Annotated in this window: 13 protein-coding genes and 1 CRISPR repeat array (1 of these 14 only partly in view); of the genes, 6 read left to right on the plus strand and 7 right to left on the minus strand. The window is 39.5% G+C overall.

The window, feature by feature from the left end; all coding sequences use genetic code 11:
- Positions 1-420: direct repeats of the CRISPR family, unit length 47 nt; unit sequence GTTGTTAAAGAACTAAGCTACTTAATAATTTGAAAGCAAATCACAAC (it extends 1,854 nt beyond the left edge of the window).
- A gap of 404 nt (positions 421-824) precedes the next feature.
- From WG954_RS20250 to WG954_RS20270, 5 genes are all read right to left on the minus strand, one after another.
- Positions 825-1,877 (minus strand): glycoside hydrolase family 43 protein, encoded by a 1,053-nt coding sequence (locus tag WG954_RS20250; RefSeq protein ID WP_340438829.1) that lies wholly within the window; start codon positions 1,875-1,877, stop codon positions 825-827.
- 47 nt (positions 1,878-1,924) lie between these two features.
- Positions 1,925-2,986 carry a glycoside hydrolase family 43 protein gene (locus tag WG954_RS20255; RefSeq protein WP_340438830.1) on the minus strand — a complete coding sequence of 354 codons (1,062 nt, stop codon included), beginning with the start codon at positions 2,984-2,986 and terminating at the stop codon, positions 1,925-1,927.
- A gap of 103 nt (positions 2,987-3,089) precedes the next feature.
- Positions 3,090-4,214 (minus strand): glycoside hydrolase 5 family protein, encoded by a 1,125-nt coding sequence (locus tag WG954_RS20260; protein ID WP_340438831.1) that lies wholly within the window; start codon positions 4,212-4,214, stop codon positions 3,090-3,092.
- A 91-nt stretch (positions 4,215-4,305) separates the two neighbouring features.
- Positions 4,306-5,862, minus strand: a complete 1,557-nt coding sequence (locus tag WG954_RS20265; RefSeq protein ID WP_340438832.1) for a RagB/SusD family nutrient uptake outer membrane protein — start codon at positions 5,860-5,862, stop codon at positions 4,306-4,308.
- 27 nt (positions 5,863-5,889) lie between these two features.
- Positions 5,890-8,961 (minus strand): SusC/RagA family TonB-linked outer membrane protein, encoded by a 3,072-nt coding sequence (locus WG954_RS20270; protein WP_340438834.1) that lies wholly within the window; start codon positions 8,959-8,961, stop codon positions 5,890-5,892.
- 356 nt (positions 8,962-9,317) lie between these two features.
- Between WG954_RS20270 and WG954_RS20275 the strand changes: the two genes are divergently transcribed.
- Both WG954_RS20275 and WG954_RS20280 read left to right on the plus strand, forming a co-directional pair.
- Entirely contained in the window at positions 9,318-12,482 is a 3,165-nt protein-coding gene (locus tag WG954_RS20275) for a sensor histidine kinase (RefSeq protein ID WP_340438836.1), read from the plus strand.
- A gap of 56 nt (positions 12,483-12,538) precedes the next feature.
- A complete protein-coding gene (locus tag WG954_RS20280) occupies positions 12,539-13,306 on the plus strand; it encodes a response regulator transcription factor (RefSeq protein WP_340438838.1) in 768 nt (255 codons plus the stop codon).
- Between the two features lie 45 nt (positions 13,307-13,351).
- On the opposite strand, the gene WG954_RS20285 is transcribed toward WG954_RS20280, so the two are convergent.
- On the minus strand, positions 13,352-14,122 hold the full coding sequence (locus tag WG954_RS20285) for an oxygenase MpaB family protein (protein WP_340438840.1): 771 nt from the start codon (positions 14,120-14,122) through the stop codon (positions 13,352-13,354).
- A 192-nt stretch (positions 14,123-14,314) separates the two neighbouring features.
- Here WG954_RS20285 and WG954_RS20290 point away from each other — a divergent pair, with 192 nt between their 5' ends.
- Positions 14,315-14,608, plus strand: coding sequence for a hypothetical protein (locus WG954_RS20290; protein WP_340438841.1), 294 nt, complete (start codon positions 14,315-14,317; stop codon positions 14,606-14,608).
- Between the two features lie 10 nt (positions 14,609-14,618).
- Positions 14,619-14,900, plus strand: coding sequence for a hypothetical protein (locus WG954_RS20295; RefSeq protein ID WP_340438842.1), 282 nt, complete (start codon positions 14,619-14,621; stop codon positions 14,898-14,900).
- 33 nt (positions 14,901-14,933) lie between these two features.
- On the opposite strand, the gene WG954_RS20300 is transcribed toward WG954_RS20295, so the two are convergent.
- Complete coding sequence (locus WG954_RS20300) at positions 14,934-15,686, minus strand: sulfite exporter TauE/SafE family protein (RefSeq protein WP_340438843.1); 753 nt, start codon at positions 15,684-15,686, stop codon at positions 14,934-14,936.
- Between the two features lie 164 nt (positions 15,687-15,850).
- Here WG954_RS20300 and WG954_RS20305 point away from each other — a divergent pair, with 164 nt between their 5' ends.
- The gene (locus WG954_RS20305; RefSeq protein ID WP_340438845.1) at positions 15,851-17,323 is read left to right on the plus strand and encodes a PhoX family protein; all 1,473 of its coding nucleotides are present in this window, start codon (positions 15,851-15,853) and stop codon (positions 17,321-17,323) included.
- A 75-nt stretch (positions 17,324-17,398) separates the two neighbouring features.
- Complete coding sequence (locus WG954_RS20310) at positions 17,399-19,207, plus strand: cytochrome-c peroxidase (protein WP_340438846.1); 1,809 nt, start codon at positions 17,399-17,401, stop codon at positions 19,205-19,207.
- The last annotated feature ends 17 nt before the right edge of the window (positions 19,208-19,224 follow it).

Raw genomic sequence — 19,224 nt, forward strand, 5'->3', positions numbered from 1 at the left:
ACTAAGCTACTTAATAATTTGAAAGCAAATCACAACAGTATAGGGCATTGCTGAAACAACAGCAAGGTTGTTAAAGAACTAAGCTACTTAATAATTTGAAAGCAAATCACAACGTTTACATCACTCAAATGAAAATAGCGCCAGTTGTTAAAGAACTAAGCTACTTAATAATTTGAAAGCAAATCACAACAAGCGTTGCCAATCAATGTGTCGTTTGCTTGTTGTTAAAGAACTAAGCTACTTAATAATTTGAAAGCAAATAACAACAGCACTGGCGGTTTATTAAATTATCATGATGTTGTTAAAGAACTAAGCTACTTAATAATTTGAAAGCAAATCACAACCGCATGAGGTTAAGCGGTTCAAGCAAAACGTTGTTAAAGAACTAAGCTACTTAATAATTTGAAAGCAAATCACAACTGAAGCGCCTTGCAATCCTATTTGCATGGAGTTGTTAAAGAACTAAGCTACTTAATAATTTACTTCATTATTTGTTATCGTGAGTTTTTTGATTCAGTGTCCTTCGCTTCGCTACGGTTGAAAGCAAATCACAACATTAGCGAACGACGGACCAACAGAAGTGATATTGTTAAGGAAGTAAGCTACCTAATAATTTAATCCGCATTCGTCTTTAATTTATGACCTTAGTGCCCTTCGCTCCGCTATGGTTGGAAACAAATCATAACATGCATGCTGATGCAAACAGACATCTTATCATTGTTAAAGAAGTAAATGAGTTAAGCCCTGCTTATACATTTGCTGACTGATATGTTTCCGCAAAGCTGCCAACAATGTTTGACAGCATAATATCCACTTCTTTTTCGTTAGTTCTTCTCAGAAGGTATTGCCAGCCTTGTATTTATTGAAACGGGTGTTCCGAAATCAGGTGTTCCGTCTTTGTTCCACGAAAATTTTTGTGTACGGGGACTGCGATAATTGCCACAACCCTGACCGGGTTGATTATTGGCATGATACAAAATCCAGTCTTCAGTACCATCCGGTGATTTGAAAAATGAATTATGCCCGGGTGCATACACTCTGTTTTGAGGGCTTTGCTGAAATACCGGCTGTTCATTTTTTTTCCAGGAAGAAGCATTCATAATATCACTGTTTGCAGAAGCTGTTAACATACCCAGTGCATAAAAATCAGTCCAGCAACCACTCGCCGAATAGATGAGATATAATTTGCCTTTGTTTTTAAGTATTTGAGGTCCTTCATTCACATTTACATGTGGCACATCATTGGGATCATTTAAGTCGCCATGTGTTTCCCATGCAAGCTCCGGACTTGAAAGTTTTGTACGAGCCCCTTCAACCGTCCATGGATTACTCATAGCAGCAATATAAATATTCTGTTGCCCATTGGTATCTCCATCCCATCCCGACCACAACAAAAACAATTTACCGTTATGATCATATACTGTTCCATCGATCGACCATTTATCATCGGGCGTGGTGAGCTTTCCTTTCATTTTCCACTGACCATTCAATGGATCGGGTGAAGAATTTTCCAGCACCCACAAGCGATGGTCAACATTGCGGCCACTGTCTGCAGCAAAATAGATGTACCATTTATCCCTGAGATAATGAATTTCAGGAGCCCATATTTCTTTTGAATACAAACCGGTGTCGGGTGGCATAAACACCACTTTTTTTTCGGCTGTTGCCAAGTCAGCGATACTTTTTGTTTTCCAAATTGTGATATTGGTGCCGGTTGTGTTTGTATAGTAATAGTAACCATCTTTATAAATACACCAGGGATCAGCTCCTGCAGGTAATAACGGATTTGTAAATGTTATCTCTTGCGCTATTTTTTTTTCGGCGCAGGAGATAATCATCAAAAATGAAAGTGTAATCAACCAGAATTCTTTTTTCATAATGCCGTTATTGCCCTTTACTACAATTGATAAATTATATGCTTCGTTTATTCACCTGCCGGACTGTTGACAGAAAGTCCAATGGTAACGGGTACACCAAATTGAGGTACGCCTTCTGCATTCCATGTAAAAGACTGCATGCGAATATTTCTTTTGTCAGAACAACCATCGCCACTGTTAGAGTTGGCATGATAAAGAATCCAGTTTTCTTTTCCGTCAGGAGAAGTAAAAAATGAATTATGCCCGGGACCAAAAGCTCTGTTGGCCACACTTTTTGAAAAAACAGGTTGCTGTTGTTTAATCCAGTCGGCAGCAGTGAGCGGATTGCCGCCGTCTTTTAATGTGAGCATACCTAAGGAATAATCATCCGTCCAGCAACCACTGGCAGAGTAGACAATAAACAGTTTTCCATTTTTATTTTTCAACATTTGCGGGCCTTCGTTTACAGGGCCGCCGTTTACTTCCCAATTCAGTTCTGGTTTTGTGAGCATCACGGTTGGCGTTTCAAGTGTCCATGGGTTTGCCATTTTTGCGATATAAATATTCTGATTCTGCAATGAAAGATTCGGACGGCCACTCCACATGAAATAACGGTTTCCATTATGCTCCAGTATGGAACCATCAATTGCCCAGAAATCCGCATCGCCGGAAAAAATCCGTCCTTTATCAATCCAGTTACCGGTAGTTGGATCTGTGTTACTGTTTTCTAACACCCATGTACGTTGTGTAGCATCGGGCCCCGATCCTGCTGTGTAATAGATATACCATTTCCCATCCAGATAATGTAATTCAGGTGCCCATACATTGGCAGCATTGGATGCCCCCGGTGCCGGTGAAAAAACAGTTGTGACTGAAGCACTGTTCAGCTTCGTCATGAATTTTGTTTTCCAGATAGCGATGCGGTTGCCCAGGGTATGCGTGTAGTAATAAAAACTATCTTTTTGTGTAACCCACGGGTCGGCCCCGGTAATGAGCGGATTGGTAAATGTTTTTGCAGCCGGAATTTGCGGTGTGGGTGTACCGGTATTCTTCTTTCCACAATTGGAAAGAAAGAAAAACATTGTGATACTGACAATATAAACCCAATTATTTTTTTGTGCGAACAACATTGTGATGTTTCATTTGGCAACTCCCTTCCCCTCTCCAAAAGGAGAAGGGTTATGAGTTGATAATTATAACTAAAACTACTGCTGTATGACTAAACCATGCTGACTATTTTTTTGTAAGCTCTTTGATTAAATCTATTTCAGCCTGACGGTATGGAGTACCATTACTTCTGAACACATCATGAAACCACAAATCGGGTTCTGCATAATATTTTTTATCCCAGCTATCCCAAGGATAAATGGTTTGCGATTTACCATCTACCAACCCCCAATTAAAAGCAGCTACTTTATATTTTTTTGCAACAGGTAATGATGTTTCAAAAAAACTGCCGTTTCCACGTGACATGTATTCAGTGCAAAGGATCGGTCGTTCATACTTCCCCAGCCAATTGATGCAACGTTCAAAATCTTCTGCTTTACCATAATTATGAAATGAGATAATATCAGATTCTTCGATCATCAATTTTTCGATGGGTCGTAAACTGTCATGTACCGACCAGTTACCAGCCCAAATACCAGCCGTGATTGGCTGAGCAGGATTTGCCATACGGGTCCATACAAATACTTTCTTTAAGAGTGTATGCACCAGTTCTACTTTATTGTATGGTTCAAAGCGCCCGTAACTGCTGTTGTTGGTATTATCAGGCTCGTTCCATACATCCCACCCCATCACACGTTTATCCTTATTAAATGTTGTAACAATATCTGTTACATATTTTTGGAGACGGGGATGTTGCCTTGTATCTTTCAGCGCATCAGCACCCGGGCTCTGCACCCAACCTGAATTGTGAAGAAATGGTGCAGGTTCATGCTGTTTACCAGCGTGAGGAAACGGATCCCAACACGAATCAAACAAAACAAACAGCGGCTTTATTTTATACCTGTTGGCAATCCGCAAAAACAATTCGATTCGTTTTTTAAATCCCTGCGGATCCTGCTTGTAAGCAAGATCATGTAAGAATACACGCATCGTGTTCATGCCGATGGCCGCGGCCCATTTTAATTCTTTTGCAATGGTGGCGGTATCAAATGTTTCTGCCTGCCACATCTCCAACTGATTAATGGCATTGCTTGGTAAAAAATTTGCTCCCACAAACCAGGGCTGTTTACTATACCAGGTGTTTGCCTGTTTTTTCGTCCAAATATTTCGTTGCGTGTTTTTATTCTGCGCATTGGAATAAAAAACAAACATGATCAACAGTAAACACAAACTGTTTTTTACATATTTCATTACTCTTATTTATTCATTTTAAAAAAGCATCTGTCTACTCAAAAAGAAAATACTGGTGACAGCTAATTTCGGCCAGCAGTATTTTCTGAAATCACCAATTCGGGTTTTGAATCAGGTTGGGATTAATATCAATTTCTATTTGCGGGATTGGCATAAACTTGTTTCTGCCAATCACAAAATTATTAAACTCGGGGTCTCTTGCTTTCAGCTCAGCCAGTTTTGCAGCGTCATCAAAATATCCCCAGCGTGCCAAATCGTTCCAGCGAACAGATTCTCCTGTTAACTCCATTACACGTTCATGTTCTAACTGCTTTTGAAATTGCACCTGATTTAAACCGGGCATAGCTACAGAAAGTTTACGCATACCGGCACGCTCACGTACCCTGTCTACAAACGCATAAGCATCGTTGGTACGGTTTACTGCATTTAACGCTTCTGCATACATTAATAACACGTCAGCAAAACGGATAACACGAAAATTAATGGGGCTGTTAAAAATTTCAAACTGATTAATACGGAAGTAATCATCGAGGTATTTACGATACCAAACACGATTGCGGATATCGTTATTGTAATTTTTTGATGTGAAAGTTGATCCATATACCAATGTAAAATCCGGTCCACGTTCATCAGTTGAATCGTAAAGAGCAGTTGCTGCAAGTCTTGGATCACGACCACCTGCTGCAGTTGTTTCTTTCAAAAACTCGTGTACCACCCACCTGTTCATGTTGGCATCATTAAAGCCATGACCGGGAGGTGCAAAGAACGGAGCACGACTTGTTCCAACGTTTGAAGTTGGTCCGTCTTCTCCACTATTCTCAGGACGCATTTTGAACTGGATTTCAAAAACAGACTCTTTGTTATTTTCAGTTGTGTGTTTGAAGTTATCGCCATAAACGGGAACAAGATCGTACAGTGATTGACCGGCACCTGTAACAAGCCATGCAAATGCATCAATCGCCGGTTGATATTTTTTTTGCTGTAACAATGCTTTCCCTAACAATGCATAGGCTGCACCTTTTGTAGCACGCCCGATTTCGTTACCCGTATAAGATGGCGGTAAGGATGCAGCTGCTTCTGTAAGATCTTTTTCAATTTGTGCCCACACCTGTGCCTGCGGAACCTGCGAAGGTTTATCACTTGGCAGAGAAGGTTGCAAAATCAGCGGAATATTTCCCCAAATGGTAACAAGATTAAAATAGTATAATGCCCTGATAAATTTTGCTTCTCCTAAAATGCGGTCTTTCAATGCCTGATCCATTGTAATGCCCGGTACACGTGCCAACACCTGGTTGGCCCGGTAAACGCCTCTCCAATGGTGCCACCATGTATCATAATTTACTTCAAAACTGTATTGCGTAATATTTAAACCGCCTACACTTCTTAATTCATTCCACGGACTTGTTGAGTATCCGTCATCAGAACGAATGTCCATATAAAATGGTGTCCATCTTGAATGTGGTGCACCATTGCGGTAAAAATTACCATACACGGCATTAATGCCTAACAATGCATCGTTGGATGTTTGCCAAAAATTGGATTCATCAGAAACATTCGGATTCGGAATGTCGAGTTGCGTTGACTTTTTACAGGAATAAAAGGTTGTTAACAACAATCCTGCAAACAAGTAGTGAATATATTTTTTCATTTCAATTGTGTTGTGATGATTCAAAAATTAAAAGCCAAAATTGATGCCTGCAGAAAGAATACGTAACGCAGGATACTGGCCATTATCTAATCCACGTTCGAAAATATTTACACCTGTAATATCAGGATCGAGACCTGTGTACTTTGTAAGTGTAAGCAGGTTTTGTCCGCTGATATACACTCTTGCAGAAGTAAAACCTATGCGGCCGAGTGCATCCTTTGGAATCGTATAACCTAATTCAATATTCCGCAAGCGCAGATAGGAACCATCTTCTAACCAACGGTCTGTTTGCGGCAACACGTTAAACTGTATGCCTTGATCGGGCGCACCAATGGCAGCACGTGGCATGTTGGTATTAGTATTTTGCGGAGACCATGGACTCGCATCTTTCCGGAAGTTTGTATTCTGATCCATCCGATCGATCTGGTAACGGGGACGGTTATACAATTTGTTACCAACTACTGCATACAACTGAATGTTTAATGTGAAATTTTTATACGATGCGTTGAACAATGCACCTGTTTCAAATTTAGCCCAGGGGCTGCCCGCATAAATTCTGTCTTTATCTGTATTCAGTACACCGTCGCCATCAGCATCAACATAACGGATATCACCGGGTTTTGCCCACGGCTGAATGCGATCGCCGTTTTTATTTACATAAGCATCAATTTCTGCCTGGCTTTGAAAAAGACCATTTGTCTTTAACACATACCACTCTCCAATTGAACGGCCAAGTTGTGTCCGGGCATCGCCGAGTTGTGTATATTTCGTTGTTGTATCACCAAAACTTGTGACTGTATTTTTTATGGTGGTGAAATTGAGTGTTACATCCCATTTAAAATTCTTTGTTGCATCTCCTCTGTATGTAGCGGAAAATTCAAAGCCGGTATTTTTTAAGGAAGCTGCATTTACAGGAGGATTACCTCCTGCATTACCTGTAGTAAGGCTGATGGGAAGATCAATCAGCACATCATTTGTTTTCGCAATAAAATATTCTGCTGTTATTAAAATGCGGTTATTGAGCAAAGCGGCATCCAACCCAAAGTTTGTTGTTTTCTTGGTTTCCCAACGAAGATTTGCATTGGCAAGCTGTGTATTAATTGCGCCTAACTGCTCCACTTCGTTTGGTCCGAATACTGCAACCGGGAAAGGATTGATACGTCCGTAATACTGCCATGGACGTAAAAATTCGCTGTTACCCAATGAACCATATGATGCACGTAATTTTAAATCACTGATCCAGTCGCTTTTAAAAAACGACTCTCTGCTGATACGCCATGCAACAGAAGCAGATGGAAAATTACCCCAACGATTGGATGGCCCGAATAAGGAACTGCCATCTCTGCGAAACGTAATACTTGCAAGGTAACGATCTGTATATCCGTAATTCACACGACCCAGAAAACCAACATTGTTCCATTTGTCAGTTAAACTGGTGGTATTAGGATTTTGTCCTTGTATAAGATTTGTGAAAATGTAGTTTCCATTTGCATCAGGAACAAATCCTGATTTTTGCCCGGTTAAAATTTCATTGGTGAATGTTTGATTACTGAAACCGGCAACTGCACTTACTTTATGATTGCCGAAGTTGTGATCAAAATTCAAGGTGTGTTCGTATAAGAAGGAACGGAAGTTGCCCCTGCTTTCATCGGCCGTAGCAATGGGTGATGGTGTTCCCTGCCGTATGGTACCCGGCCTGCGAAAACCCTTAAAACGATCGAAACTTGTTTCTCCACCTAAATTGAATTTATAAGTGAGCCAATCAGTAATTTGAAAGTCAGTAAAAATATTTCCACGAATCTTTAAGCTGTAACTGTTGTTTTGTTGCAAACTCTGCAAAGCAGGTACGTTGGCAGCCAATGTATTCACATAAGAATTATTCAACCCAATGCCCCATCCTTCAGGATTGGTGGCAGATCCGTAACGTGCGATATCTTTTAACGGCACAACAGGGATCATAGTGATCATATCAACAAATGGATTGGTAAAAATATCGGATGCAATGGGATCATTCTGTGTGTAAGAAATCAACATATTCTCTCCAAAACTGAAACGGCCACGTTTACCAGTTGTATTGATCCGTAAACCTGCACGTTCAAATACGTTATCAATAACAGGACCAGTGTTTTTAAAATAGTTACCAGAAATGTAATAGTTGGCAGTTTTACTACCTGCAGAAACTGCAAGGTTATATTCCTGGATATTACCGGTACGCATAAATTCATTCTGCCAATCGGTATTAACAGCCGGATTGAAATCGTTGGTTAAAATAGTCGGCACCGGTACATTTCCATTTGCAAATAATTGCTGTGCCATTGCACGGTACTGGTTATTATCCATCATATCCCAACGTTTATAAATTTGCTGCACGCCCGTTTTAATGCTGCCGTTAATTTGCATGGGGCCTTCTTTACCTCGTTTGGTAGTGATGATGATAACACCATTTGCAGCACGACTTCCATAAATGGCTGCTGCAGATGCATCCTTCAATATTTGAATGGATTCTATATCATTTGGATTAAAGTCGGGTGTTGCATCACTGTACATTCCATCAATAATATACAAGGGATTATTGTTTGCAAATGTTCCGGCACCACGTATATCAATTTTTGCTCCTGCACCAGGTGCTCCGCTGTTACGTACAGTAACTCCGGTTGCCAGACCCTGAATTGATTCAGCAACGGTTGATGCAACATTTCGATTCGCCTGCGATGGATTAATGACAGCAACGGCACCTGTTAAATCTTTTTTACGTACCGATTGGTAACCAATCACCACAATATCGTTCATGGTGGTTTCTGCTACTTCCAACGTCGCAACAATTTCTGCACCGGATGCAATCACTTCTTTTGTTTTATAGCCAACAAACGAAATGATGAGTGTACTTCCTGCAGGAGCATTCATGCTGAACCTTCCGTTTATTCCTGTAGTTGCCGTTGTTTTTGTGCCTTTCACTACAATAGTGGCTCCCGGCAGAGGTTCGCCTGCGGCTGTACTAACGCTGCCTGTAATTACCTGTTGGGCAAAACCCTGTAAGCAAAGCAACAGTGCTGCTACAATGTTTAAACCGAACTTACAAAGCCTTCTTTTCTGTTTCATGTTATGCAGTTTTGGTTATTTGATGTATTAAAAAATGGTGAGAATGAAAAAGCGAAACGCTTCGCCTGCTGATTGTTTTAAGTAACGCTGCAGCGGAAACAGATGCGGGTGCATCGCAAAAATGAAATGTTGGTATAAAGCGTTTAAAATTCAAAGCAATCGATTTAGCAGGCAATTCGTTCGGTAAATTTTGAACTATTATTTTTCGCAACCAACCTGATTTGTATCAAAAAAATATCATTCTGTCTCATTTTATCGATTCAACTACTTTTCATGTTTCCAGTTGTTCTGTCCTTTCATTACCTTTTCAACACAGTATATTTGTTTACTGAAATTGCCAGATCCATCATTGGTACATGAAAAAAAACATTGCTTTAATTGTCTTGTTGCAGATGCTTGTTGTTTATTCAGCAACATGCCAGCCTTATTATTTTCGCAATTACCAGGTAGAAAACGGTCTTTCCAATAATACTGTTTTCAGTTGTGTACAGGATCAGCAGGGATTTGTATGGATGGGCAGTAAAGATGGATTAAACCGGTTTGATGGATATATATTTAAAGTGTTCAGAAATATACCGGGTGACTCAATGAGTATTGGGGACAATTTTATCCGAAGCCTGTATATCGATGCAAAAAACAACTTATATGCTGGTACACGTATTGGTTTGTATAAGTATAATGCTTTGCTAGAAAATTTTACACTGGTATACAAAACCACACAGGAAATAAGAGACATTGAAAAAGATCATGAAGGAAATCTCTGGATCATTTCAGGACAAACGCTGATCAGGTTTCATGAAACATCAAAGGCAGCACAGGTGTACAAGCCTGATGGCTATTTTGCTGCTACTTCAGTTTGTCTTGATTCGGCACGCACAATCTGGGTGTCAACCTCGACCGGTATGCTTCAGCAGTACAATCACAAAAAAAACAGATTTACCGGTTTTAATTTGTTTACACCATCACAATCCTCTTCATCAAAATGGATTGAGAAAATACAGGCCACTGCGTTTAACAGCATACTGATCGGCACATCCAATTACGGTGTTAAACAATTTCATCTTTCTGATTACTCTACTAAAGACCTGATAACATATAACCCCGATAAAACAGAAATATTTGCCAGAGATTTTGTACAACATACGGCCTCTGAAATATGGATGGCTACCGAATCGGGCATTTTTATTTACAATACAAACACCGGAAAGTACAGTAATCTTAAGAAACAATACAACAACCCCTATTCCATTTCAGATAATGCAGTTTACAGTTTAACTACTGATGAGGAAGGCGGTATTTGGGCGGGCACTTATTTTGGCGGCATTAATTATTACCCAAAACAATACACACTGTTTGAAAAATACTTTCCTGATTACAGCAGCACATCGATCAGCGGAAATGCAGTAAGAGAAATTTGTGAAGATAAATTTGGAAATTTATGGATTGGTACAGAAGATGCTGGTTTGAATAAACTAAATAAGGCCACTGGTTTGTTTACACAATACAAACCAACCGGAAACAGAACAGGTATTTCTTATCCTAATATTCATGGATTACTTGCAAGAGATGAGCAGCTTTGGGTTGGAACATTTGAACATGGTTTAAATATTATGAACATTCGCACGGGAAACGTGATTAAACAATATCCCGAAACGAATAGCCCCGGCGTACTCAAAAGCAATTTTATCGTTACGTTATTGCAAACAAAGAAAGGCAATACTTTTGCCGGTACCCGACAAGGTATTTACCTGTTTGACGAGAAAATGAATTCTTTCCGCAACAGCACGGCCGTGCCGGAAAACAGTTTTGTGCACTCCTTGCTGGAGGATAAAGCATCCGTACTCTGGATCGGAACAATGGGAAACGGTCTTTTTTTTTATGATCAGCAAACAGATAAAACCGGCAATTTTATTCACCATGCAGATAAGAAAAAAAGCATCCCCAACAATTCTGTAACAACAATGTTTGAAGACAGTGACGGTACGTTATGGATCGGCACTGAAGGTGCCGGTTTATGCAAATTTAATCGGGCTGACAGCAGCTTTGATCCATACCCTTCAAAGGAAGGTTTACCAGCCAACACTGTTTATAAAATTCTGGAAGACGGACGGAAGAATTTATGGATCACAACTTCCAAAGGATTAGTATGCTTTAACCTTTTATCAAACAAACAAACAGTTTATACCACGGCTAACGGATTACTGAGCGATCAGTTTAATTATAACTCCGGTTATAAAGATGCATCAGGTCGTATGTACTTCGGATGTGTAAAAGGGTTAATCAGTTTTAACCCCGATGCATTCATTGCAAATACATTTTTACCTCCTTTGTTCATCACTGCTATTAATGTAAACAACAAAGAGTTACCGGTTGGTGGTGAATCAGCATTACATCAATCCATTCTGCAAACAAACCGGATTACACTATCGCATCAGCAGTCATCGTTCAGTATTGACTTTGCTGCACTTAGTTTCACAGCACCTGAAATGTCGGAATACCAATACCTGATGGAGGGGCTTGATCAAAACTGGACCTACCTGAAAACAAACCGAAAAGTTTATTTCACCAACCTGGCAGCGGGCACGTATGTATTTCGTGTAAAGGCCAGTAACAGCAGTGGCATCTGGAACGAACAGGAAACCCGGTTGATCATCAACATAACTCCACCATGGTGGGCGAGTACCGCAGCATATATCAGTTATACCCTTCTTATCGTTTTACTGGCAGTTTATATTTTCAGAAATTATCATGAACGTATTGCTGAAAAGAACAGACGTAAAATTGAATCCCTTGAACATGAAAAGGAAAAAGAAATCTATCAATCAAAAATTGATTTTTTTACAAATATTGCGCATGAAATAAGAACGCCACTTACATTGATCAAAGCCCCACTGGAGAAGGTGGTTGAGAAAGCAGGCGACAGTCATGAATTTGGAACCCATTTAAAAATTATGGAAACCAATACTGAACGTTTAATTGAATTAACGAACCAGTTACTGGATTTCAGAAGGATTGAAACCAATCACTATCAATTAAATTTTGTTCGTGTTTCAATTAACGAATTACTCCTTGAACGTTTTACCAGTTTTAAGCCAATTGCTGAACAGAAAAAAATAAAACTAAGCCTGCAAATGCCGGATTCACCGGTGTATGCAGTTGTTGATACCGATTCGATCCATAAAATTCTCAATAATTTATTTTACAATGCGCTTAGCTATGGAAAACGAAAAGCCACGGTTAAGTTGTCACAAACTGAAGAAAACAATCGAAGTTATTTCAGCATCGAATTCAGCAATGATGGCCATTTGGTTCCTGATGATATGCGGGAAAAAATCTTTGAACCGTTTTACCGGCTCAAAGAAACAAGTTTAAAACCTGGCAGCGGTATTGGTTTGGCTTTATCCCGCTCGCTTGCCGAATTACAGAACGGCGGGCTATTTTTTCAGGAACACGAGAAAGGCGAAAACAGCTTTGTTTTGCGTCTTCCCATAAACGGAAACGAGATAAACCCGGGCTCATGAAACTTCATGTGTATGCAAAGAATAACGAACCGAAATAAATAAGTTTATATTGAATCATGACAAAGACAACTATTTTACTGGTAGATGATAATGATGACATTCTTGAATTTCTTCGTGCTGATCTCGGAGAAAGCTACCATATTCTTCAGGCGCACAATGGACAGGAGGCACTTGATATTCTGTCAACAGAAAGCGTGCAATTAGTTGTGAGTGATGTGATGATGCCTGTAATGGATGGTTTTGAACTATGCCGGCAAATCAAATCCAACTTTGAGAGCAGCCATATTGCCGTGATTTTATTGACCGCTAAAAACACTTTACAATCAAAAATTGAAGGACTTGAGCTGGGAGCTGATGCCTATATTGATAAACCTTTTTCACCCAAACACCTACAGGTACAAATTTCGAACCTGCTGGTGAATAAAAATAAGATTAAAGAATACTTTTCAAAATCGCCGCTGGTGCATATGCATTCGCTTGCTTACACAAAAGCTGATGAACAATTTTTGGAAGAATTAAATAACGCCATTACGCTTCACATGAACGACAGCAAGCTGGACGTGGAGCATTTAGCCGGCTATATGAATATGAGTCGCCCCACACTCTATCGGAAAATCAAGGCCGTTTCTGATTTAACACCGAATGAATTAATTAATCTTGCCCGATTGAAACGTGCTGCAAAATTATTTGCCGAAGGAAACACCCGGATAAATGAAATAGCCGAGCTGGTTGGTTACACATCGCCTTTGCATTTTACACGAAATTTTCAAAAGCAATTTGGCATGTTGCCTTCCGATTATCTGAGAGCGAAACAGGGAGACTAAACCCTATCAAATTGAAATGACGTATCATTCCTGTTAGCTACCCCGTCATCTTTCATTCCTGTTTACATCCAGCTCATTTATTTGTTCCTTATACTCATAGGGCAGTAACATATTTTTAAGCATCCAGTCCATATTCATCAACCTGCTGATCTTATACAACGGTACTACAGGTGAAAGCAGAGAAAATTCCCGGAACTGCAACAACTCCTTTACTCTATTCGGCACCATTAACTTTTGTGCTTCTATCAACACTTTAAACCGCATAGAACCAAGGTGCATTTTATATTGCTTAAAAAGATCAGCTGTGTATTCACTCTTCTTTAGATCGGCTATTATATGGGCTTTACGAACTGGTTGCCATTCAATATAAGTTGGTGGCAGTTCTTTCAAACCCATTCTTGTACCCACACGGAAGAATACATTGTATACTTCTTCTTTTTCTTCATCACTTAATTTTTCTTCGAGAAGTTCAAACGATGCAATGGAATAATGGATCAACATAAACAGCACATCACGATACGCCCAGTCGGGTATTTTATAACCACGGCTTTGCTCTACTGCTGCATGAATATGGTGCATCGTATCGATTGCCTTATTTGCATCGTCCATTGATGAAAAAACGATCTTTCTTGCATAGGAAACCGTTGAGAAAAGCCTACCCAATGGATCGGAAGGTAATTTGCCGGTGTAGTACAGCCAGTCTACAGCTTTATTTAGCGCAAACTCAGCCGAAGCACCTGCGAAAATGAACAGCACCGTATCGCTCTTGCCCCAGATCTTGCGCACAACTGAGTTATTATCAACAAACATTTTCATACACTTTGATTTCTATTTAGTTAACTATCAATGCTTACTGCTCACTCTTTTCAGTCAATAATATACTGTTCAATTAAACAGCATTCCCCCTACTCTGCAAACAAAAAATAATTCTTCAAGATCATTTGTTCAGTTCACAAATATACATTTACTTTGTATTTCAAAGTGCTTTTTAAAATTAAACTTTTCTGTATGACCTACAAACTAAATATTGGAAATATCATCAGCTGGATCTTTGGCGTAATTGTTTTTGCAATCGGGATTGTGAATACATTTTGGGGAAACGATACTGCTTTCGGAATTTTTATTCTACTTATCTCCCTCGTTTATTTTTTACCCGTTAATGAACTTCTCAAGAAGCTTACTGGTTACACTATTCCGAAAATGGGACTAATAAAAACAGGTCTTGCATTTTTTGTTATCTGGGCATCTTTAGGCGTGGGCGAATTGTTCGATAAGATTGAAATGATGATGAAATCTCTTTAATTAAACCATTATGATGCAAATAAAACTTTCAACACAGTACATTACAAGTTGGATATTAGGTCTGCTCGTTTTTACAATAGGACTACTAAATCTTATACTGATACATCCTGTTCCGGGAATTGTAGGCTTGGTTTTGTCGTTGCTTTTTGTCCCTCCGGTAAATGATTTTTTGAAGAACAAATTGGGTTTCACCATTCCATTTGCAGTAAAAATTGTTCTGGCTCTTTTTATTTTCTGGTTCACCCTTGGCATTAGTGATCTTGGGGATGTGATTGATGGATGGCTCCGGTAAAAAATATTACAGCCGACTTGGTAAATACCTGCTTTACCTCTTCAACAACATTAATACGGAACCTGCCAACGTTAGCAGCAGCACCATCTTGCGATAATGCATATCCCTTATTCTCTCTGTTAAGCGGATACCAAGGAAAAAACCAAGCACCAATGCGGGCAGTAATACAAGATCGGTTTGCAGTGTTTGTACATTTATGTTCTTCCAATAAAACACCTGGAATGGAAGTTTAAATAAATTCATCACTAAAAATATCCATGCAGCTGTACCAATAAAATCATTCTTTGGTAAACGCATAGCAAGAAAGTAGAGATTAGCAAACGCACCAGCAAGATTGCCGATCATGGTGGTAAAGCCTGCAGCTAATCCTGTTCCGGTAGCAAATAATGGATGCTGTGGTACCGCTGTTGATTTGCGAAATTCCATCCTTAACACAATGGCAATGGTAATAACGATGATAACCGCCATTACTTTTCGAAATACGATCTCATCCATATCCTTTCCTAAAAACACACCCAGCAAAATACCAATGATCATCCATGGAATCAACTTCCAAAAATGTTTCCATTGTGCATGTCGGTTGTAATACGACACCGCCCCAATATCTGCAAAGCATAAAAGGGGCAAAACGATACCGGTTGATGATTTCCCTCCAAAAACAAGGGCCATGATTGTAACTGCTAACATATCAACACCTTTCAACCCGCCTTTAGCTAACCCAATAGCAAAAGCAGCCAATAGAATAAATGCCCAGTATGAAAGTGAATACAATGAGAGTATATCCATGAACTGTAAAGAAAAAGAAAAAACATCTATTGATGGCTTTTTAGTTGCACTAAAGCAAGATAAAAATGACAGTTCACATAACAATTTGCTAACGTCTTCTTCATGTAGCAATAACAATTTGGAAACACTGCACCTTCATATTTGCGGCAACAAAACTTACCATTATGCTTCGTTCATTATCACTGGCATCTGTTGCTGTTGCGGGCCTGTTGCTTACAGCCTGCGACAAAAGCGAGAACAAAAAATTTTACAACAACGACATTGAATTCGCCAACAAATCAGTAAACCCAGCACTTGCATTTACAATGCCGGGGTTTAACAATGTGGGCATTTATACACTTATCAGCAGTGACGATGTGTTACCGAACTCTCCCGGATTTATTTATGGAGCACAGCCCGATGGTGCAGGATTATTAAAAGATCCTAACAGTGATGGTTATGTGCTCATCACTAATCATGAGATCATCAGATCTGTATCAAGAGTTTTTCTCGACAAAACATTAAAGCCTACAAAAGGTGAATACATTGTTGATGCAATTGGTGGTGTATGGCGTTTATGCTCTGCAACAATGGCCACACCGCAGGAACATGGTTTTGGGCCTTTGTTTTTAACTGCAGGTGAAAGCGGACAGGAAAGTATGGTACATGGTATACATCCAGGAAGTCTTGTTGGTGACAAAGCACGTACTGATCGTGTATTACCTGCACTTGGCAAAGCAAGTATGGAAAATGCGGTACCACTTACCAAGATTGCCTATCCCGGCAAAACAGTGATCATGATTGGTGAAGATCAAAGTTATAGCAGCAGCCATCTTAGTGCAGGTCAGTTAGCAATGTACATGAGTAACACCGTAGGTGATTTAAATAATGGCAGCTTCTTCGCATTGAAACGTAAAGATGGAAACCAGGTTGAGCTTGATATGACTGTTGGCAATTCATATGACGTAGAATTTGTTGAAATACCAAATGCAAAAAACATCAGCGGTGCACAAATTAATACACAGGCAAATGCTTTAGGTGCCATCCGTTTTTCAAGGGTTGAAGATGTTGATTATGGCAAAGGCAATCCATCAAATAACCGTGATATCTATTTTGTAGCAACAGGGCAATCTCCTGATGGTGAAACAAATCAACCGGGTTATACCATGTGGGGACGTTTGTACAAATTAACTATGCAAGCCGGCGATCCTACAAAAGGTAAACTGGAAGTATTGGTTGATGGCGATCTCACTCCGGGCACAGGCATTATTAATCCAGATAACGTATGCGCTACAGAAAACTATGTTTACATTCAGGAAGATGGTGATTCTTATTACCCCGGCGCTAAACATGATTCCTATGTTTGGCAGTACGATATCAAAACCAAGCAAAACAAAGCGTTCCTGAACATGAAGCATAACAGAACAGATGCAGCATGGAACAGCAAATACAATACTGTCAACAATAATCGCTTTGGTAGCTGGGAATGGGGTGCAATGTGGGATATCTCTGATATCATTGGTGTACCTGGAACATTCCTTGCAAACATTCATCCGCACACATGGCAGGAAAATAAATTTTTTAACCCGGATGGAAGTGGATTGAACTTAAACCGTGAAGGCGGACAAACAATTATTCTCCGCAACGTACCAAGATAATTACACCAGGGGAAACATCGGGAACTTCTGTTTATTCAGGAGTTCCCTTTCTTATTTTGACTAAGGTTTCAAAAAATGAAAACGAATTCATTAGGATTTACACTTTTTATTGCAGGCTTCTTTACAACGTTCCAATTCTGTAACAAATCTGCTCCTATTATAAATGTTGTAAAAGATGATGTTGTAAAAGAAATTGAACTACTGCAACTGTTCATTAAGGACAGTTTGCAACCAGTTGCTGCAAACAGCAACAATAGTTCATTGCTACAGGCTCAATTTTCCAAAGCAAGAAATACTTACAAACAAGTTGAATGGGCCGTAGAATATTTTATGCCTACAACTGCAAGATTTGTAAACGGGCCAGCATTAGATGAATTGGAAATTGAAGAGAATACTGCTTTCGAGCCGGAAGGCTTCCAGGTGATAGAAGAATTGATCTGTCCTTCCTTCCATACAAGTAACCGTGCCGAACTTGTACGCCAATGCAAAATTTTGCAAAGTACTTGTGAACGTATGAAAAAGCATTTCAGCGCCATCAACTTTACAGAAGCACAGGTGATGGATGCATTACGTTTAGAAATTCATCGAATTACAGCTTTAGGTATTACAGGTTTTGATAACCCGATTGCTTTGAATGGAATTGAAGAAGCAGTTTGGAGTCTAAAATCTGTCGATCATTATTTCAAACTCTTTCAAAGAATAGTCGTACATAATAATGAAAAAGTAACTACTACCCTAAGAATACAACTAAACGATGCAATTGATTTTTGCCAACAACAAAATAATTTCGAAACATTTAACCGTGCCGTGTTCATCACGAAACATCTAAATCCTATCAGCATTTCATTATATAACTTTCAGATAGAAGCAAAAATCCCTTTCATTAATGATGGGCGACATTTCCGAAGTAACGCACCTACCCTGTTTGCAACCAACGGTTTTGATGTAAATACATTTATTCCTTCCCCAGAATATAAAAGCAACAGCGATAAAGTAAAATTAGGAGAGCGATTGTTTTATGATCCTGTTCTTTCGATCAATAATAAACGTAATTGTGGAAGCTGCCATTCGCCTGAAAAAGGTTTTACGGATGGGCTTGTTACAAGCGTATCGCTCAATGGAGGTTTTATTAAACGAAATGCCGCATCACTCAACTATGCTTCTTTACAACATGGTCAGTTTTGGGATATGCGCAGGCCCGATCTTGAATCGCAAACGGCTGATGTAATTTCGAATAAAGATGAAATGCATGGTTCACTAAAAGATGCAGCTTTAAAATTGCAGCAGCAACTAACGTATAAGGAATTATTTACAAAAGCATTCAAGTCAACTGATTCAATTAAAGCATGGCAAATACAGAATGCATTGGCCAGCTATATCCGTTCACTGGCAGTTTTCAATTCACGTTTCGACCTCTATATGAATGGAGATGCAAGTCAGTTGAATAAAGATGAGATCAGTGGTATGAATCTTTTTTTAGGTAAAGCAAAATGCGGCACCTGTCATTTTCTCCCATTGTTTAATGGAACCGTTCCACCTTCATTCACAAAAACAGAAAGCGAAGTACTGGGTACACCATCACAGGCATCGGGTAAAATAATCGATTCAGACAAAGGACGTTTTAATCAGCATCAAATGCCGCAACTATTCCGTTCATTTAAAACCGCAACGGTTCGTAACATTTCACTTACTGCACCTTACATGCACAATGGCGTTTATAGTACGTTAGAAGAAGTTGTTGAATTTTATAATAAAGGAGGTGGCGCAGGAATGGGACTCGAGGTTAACAATCAAACTCTGCCCGCAGACCCATTAAATTTAAGCAGGCAGGAAAAAACACAACTAATCGCTTTCATGCAATCGCTTACAGATATGAAGAAGTAAAATATTTCCTTCAGCAG

The sequence above is a fragment of the Lacibacter sp. H375 genome (assembly GCF_037892425.1).
Taxonomy (GTDB): Bacteria; Bacteroidota; Bacteroidia; order Chitinophagales; family Chitinophagaceae; genus Lacibacter.

What these genes read in the sequence shown, in the direction of transcription:
- WG954_RS20300 (WP_340438843.1), bottom strand. Translation starts at nt 15,686, where the DNA reads ATGGATATACTCTCATTGTATTCACTTTCATACTGGGCATTTATTCTA.
- WG954_RS20270 (WP_340438834.1), bottom strand. Translation starts at nt 8,961, where the DNA reads ATGAAACAGAAAAGAAGGCTTTGTAAGTTCGGTTTAAACATTGTAGCA.
- WG954_RS20290 (WP_340438841.1), top strand. Translation starts at nt 14,315, where the DNA reads ATGACCTACAAACTAAATATTGGAAATATCATCAGCTGGATCTTTGGC.
- WG954_RS20280 (WP_340438838.1), top strand. Translation starts at nt 12,539, where the DNA reads ATGACAAAGACAACTATTTTACTGGTAGATGATAATGATGACATTCTT.
- WG954_RS20275 (WP_340438836.1), top strand. Translation starts at nt 9,318, where the DNA reads ATGAAAAAAAACATTGCTTTAATTGTCTTGTTGCAGATGCTTGTTGTT.
- WG954_RS20250 (WP_340438829.1), bottom strand. Translation starts at nt 1,877, where the DNA reads ATGAAAAAAGAATTCTGGTTGATTACACTTTCATTTTTGATGATTATC.
- WG954_RS20285 (WP_340438840.1), bottom strand. Translation starts at nt 14,122, where the DNA reads ATGAAAATGTTTGTTGATAATAACTCAGTTGTGCGCAAGATCTGGGGC.
- WG954_RS20255 (WP_340438830.1), bottom strand. Translation starts at nt 2,986, where the DNA reads ATGTTGTTCGCACAAAAAAATAATTGGGTTTATATTGTCAGTATCACA.
- WG954_RS20265 (WP_340438832.1), bottom strand. Translation starts at nt 5,862, where the DNA reads ATGAAAAAATATATTCACTACTTGTTTGCAGGATTGTTGTTAACAACC.
- WG954_RS20295 (WP_340438842.1), top strand. Translation starts at nt 14,619, where the DNA reads ATGATGCAAATAAAACTTTCAACACAGTACATTACAAGTTGGATATTA.
- WG954_RS20305 (WP_340438845.1), top strand. Translation starts at nt 15,851, where the DNA reads ATGCTTCGTTCATTATCACTGGCATCTGTTGCTGTTGCGGGCCTGTTG.
- WG954_RS20260 (WP_340438831.1), bottom strand. Translation starts at nt 4,214, where the DNA reads ATGAAATATGTAAAAAACAGTTTGTGTTTACTGTTGATCATGTTTGTT.
- WG954_RS20310 (WP_340438846.1), top strand. Translation starts at nt 17,399, where the DNA reads ATGAAAACGAATTCATTAGGATTTACACTTTTTATTGCAGGCTTCTTT.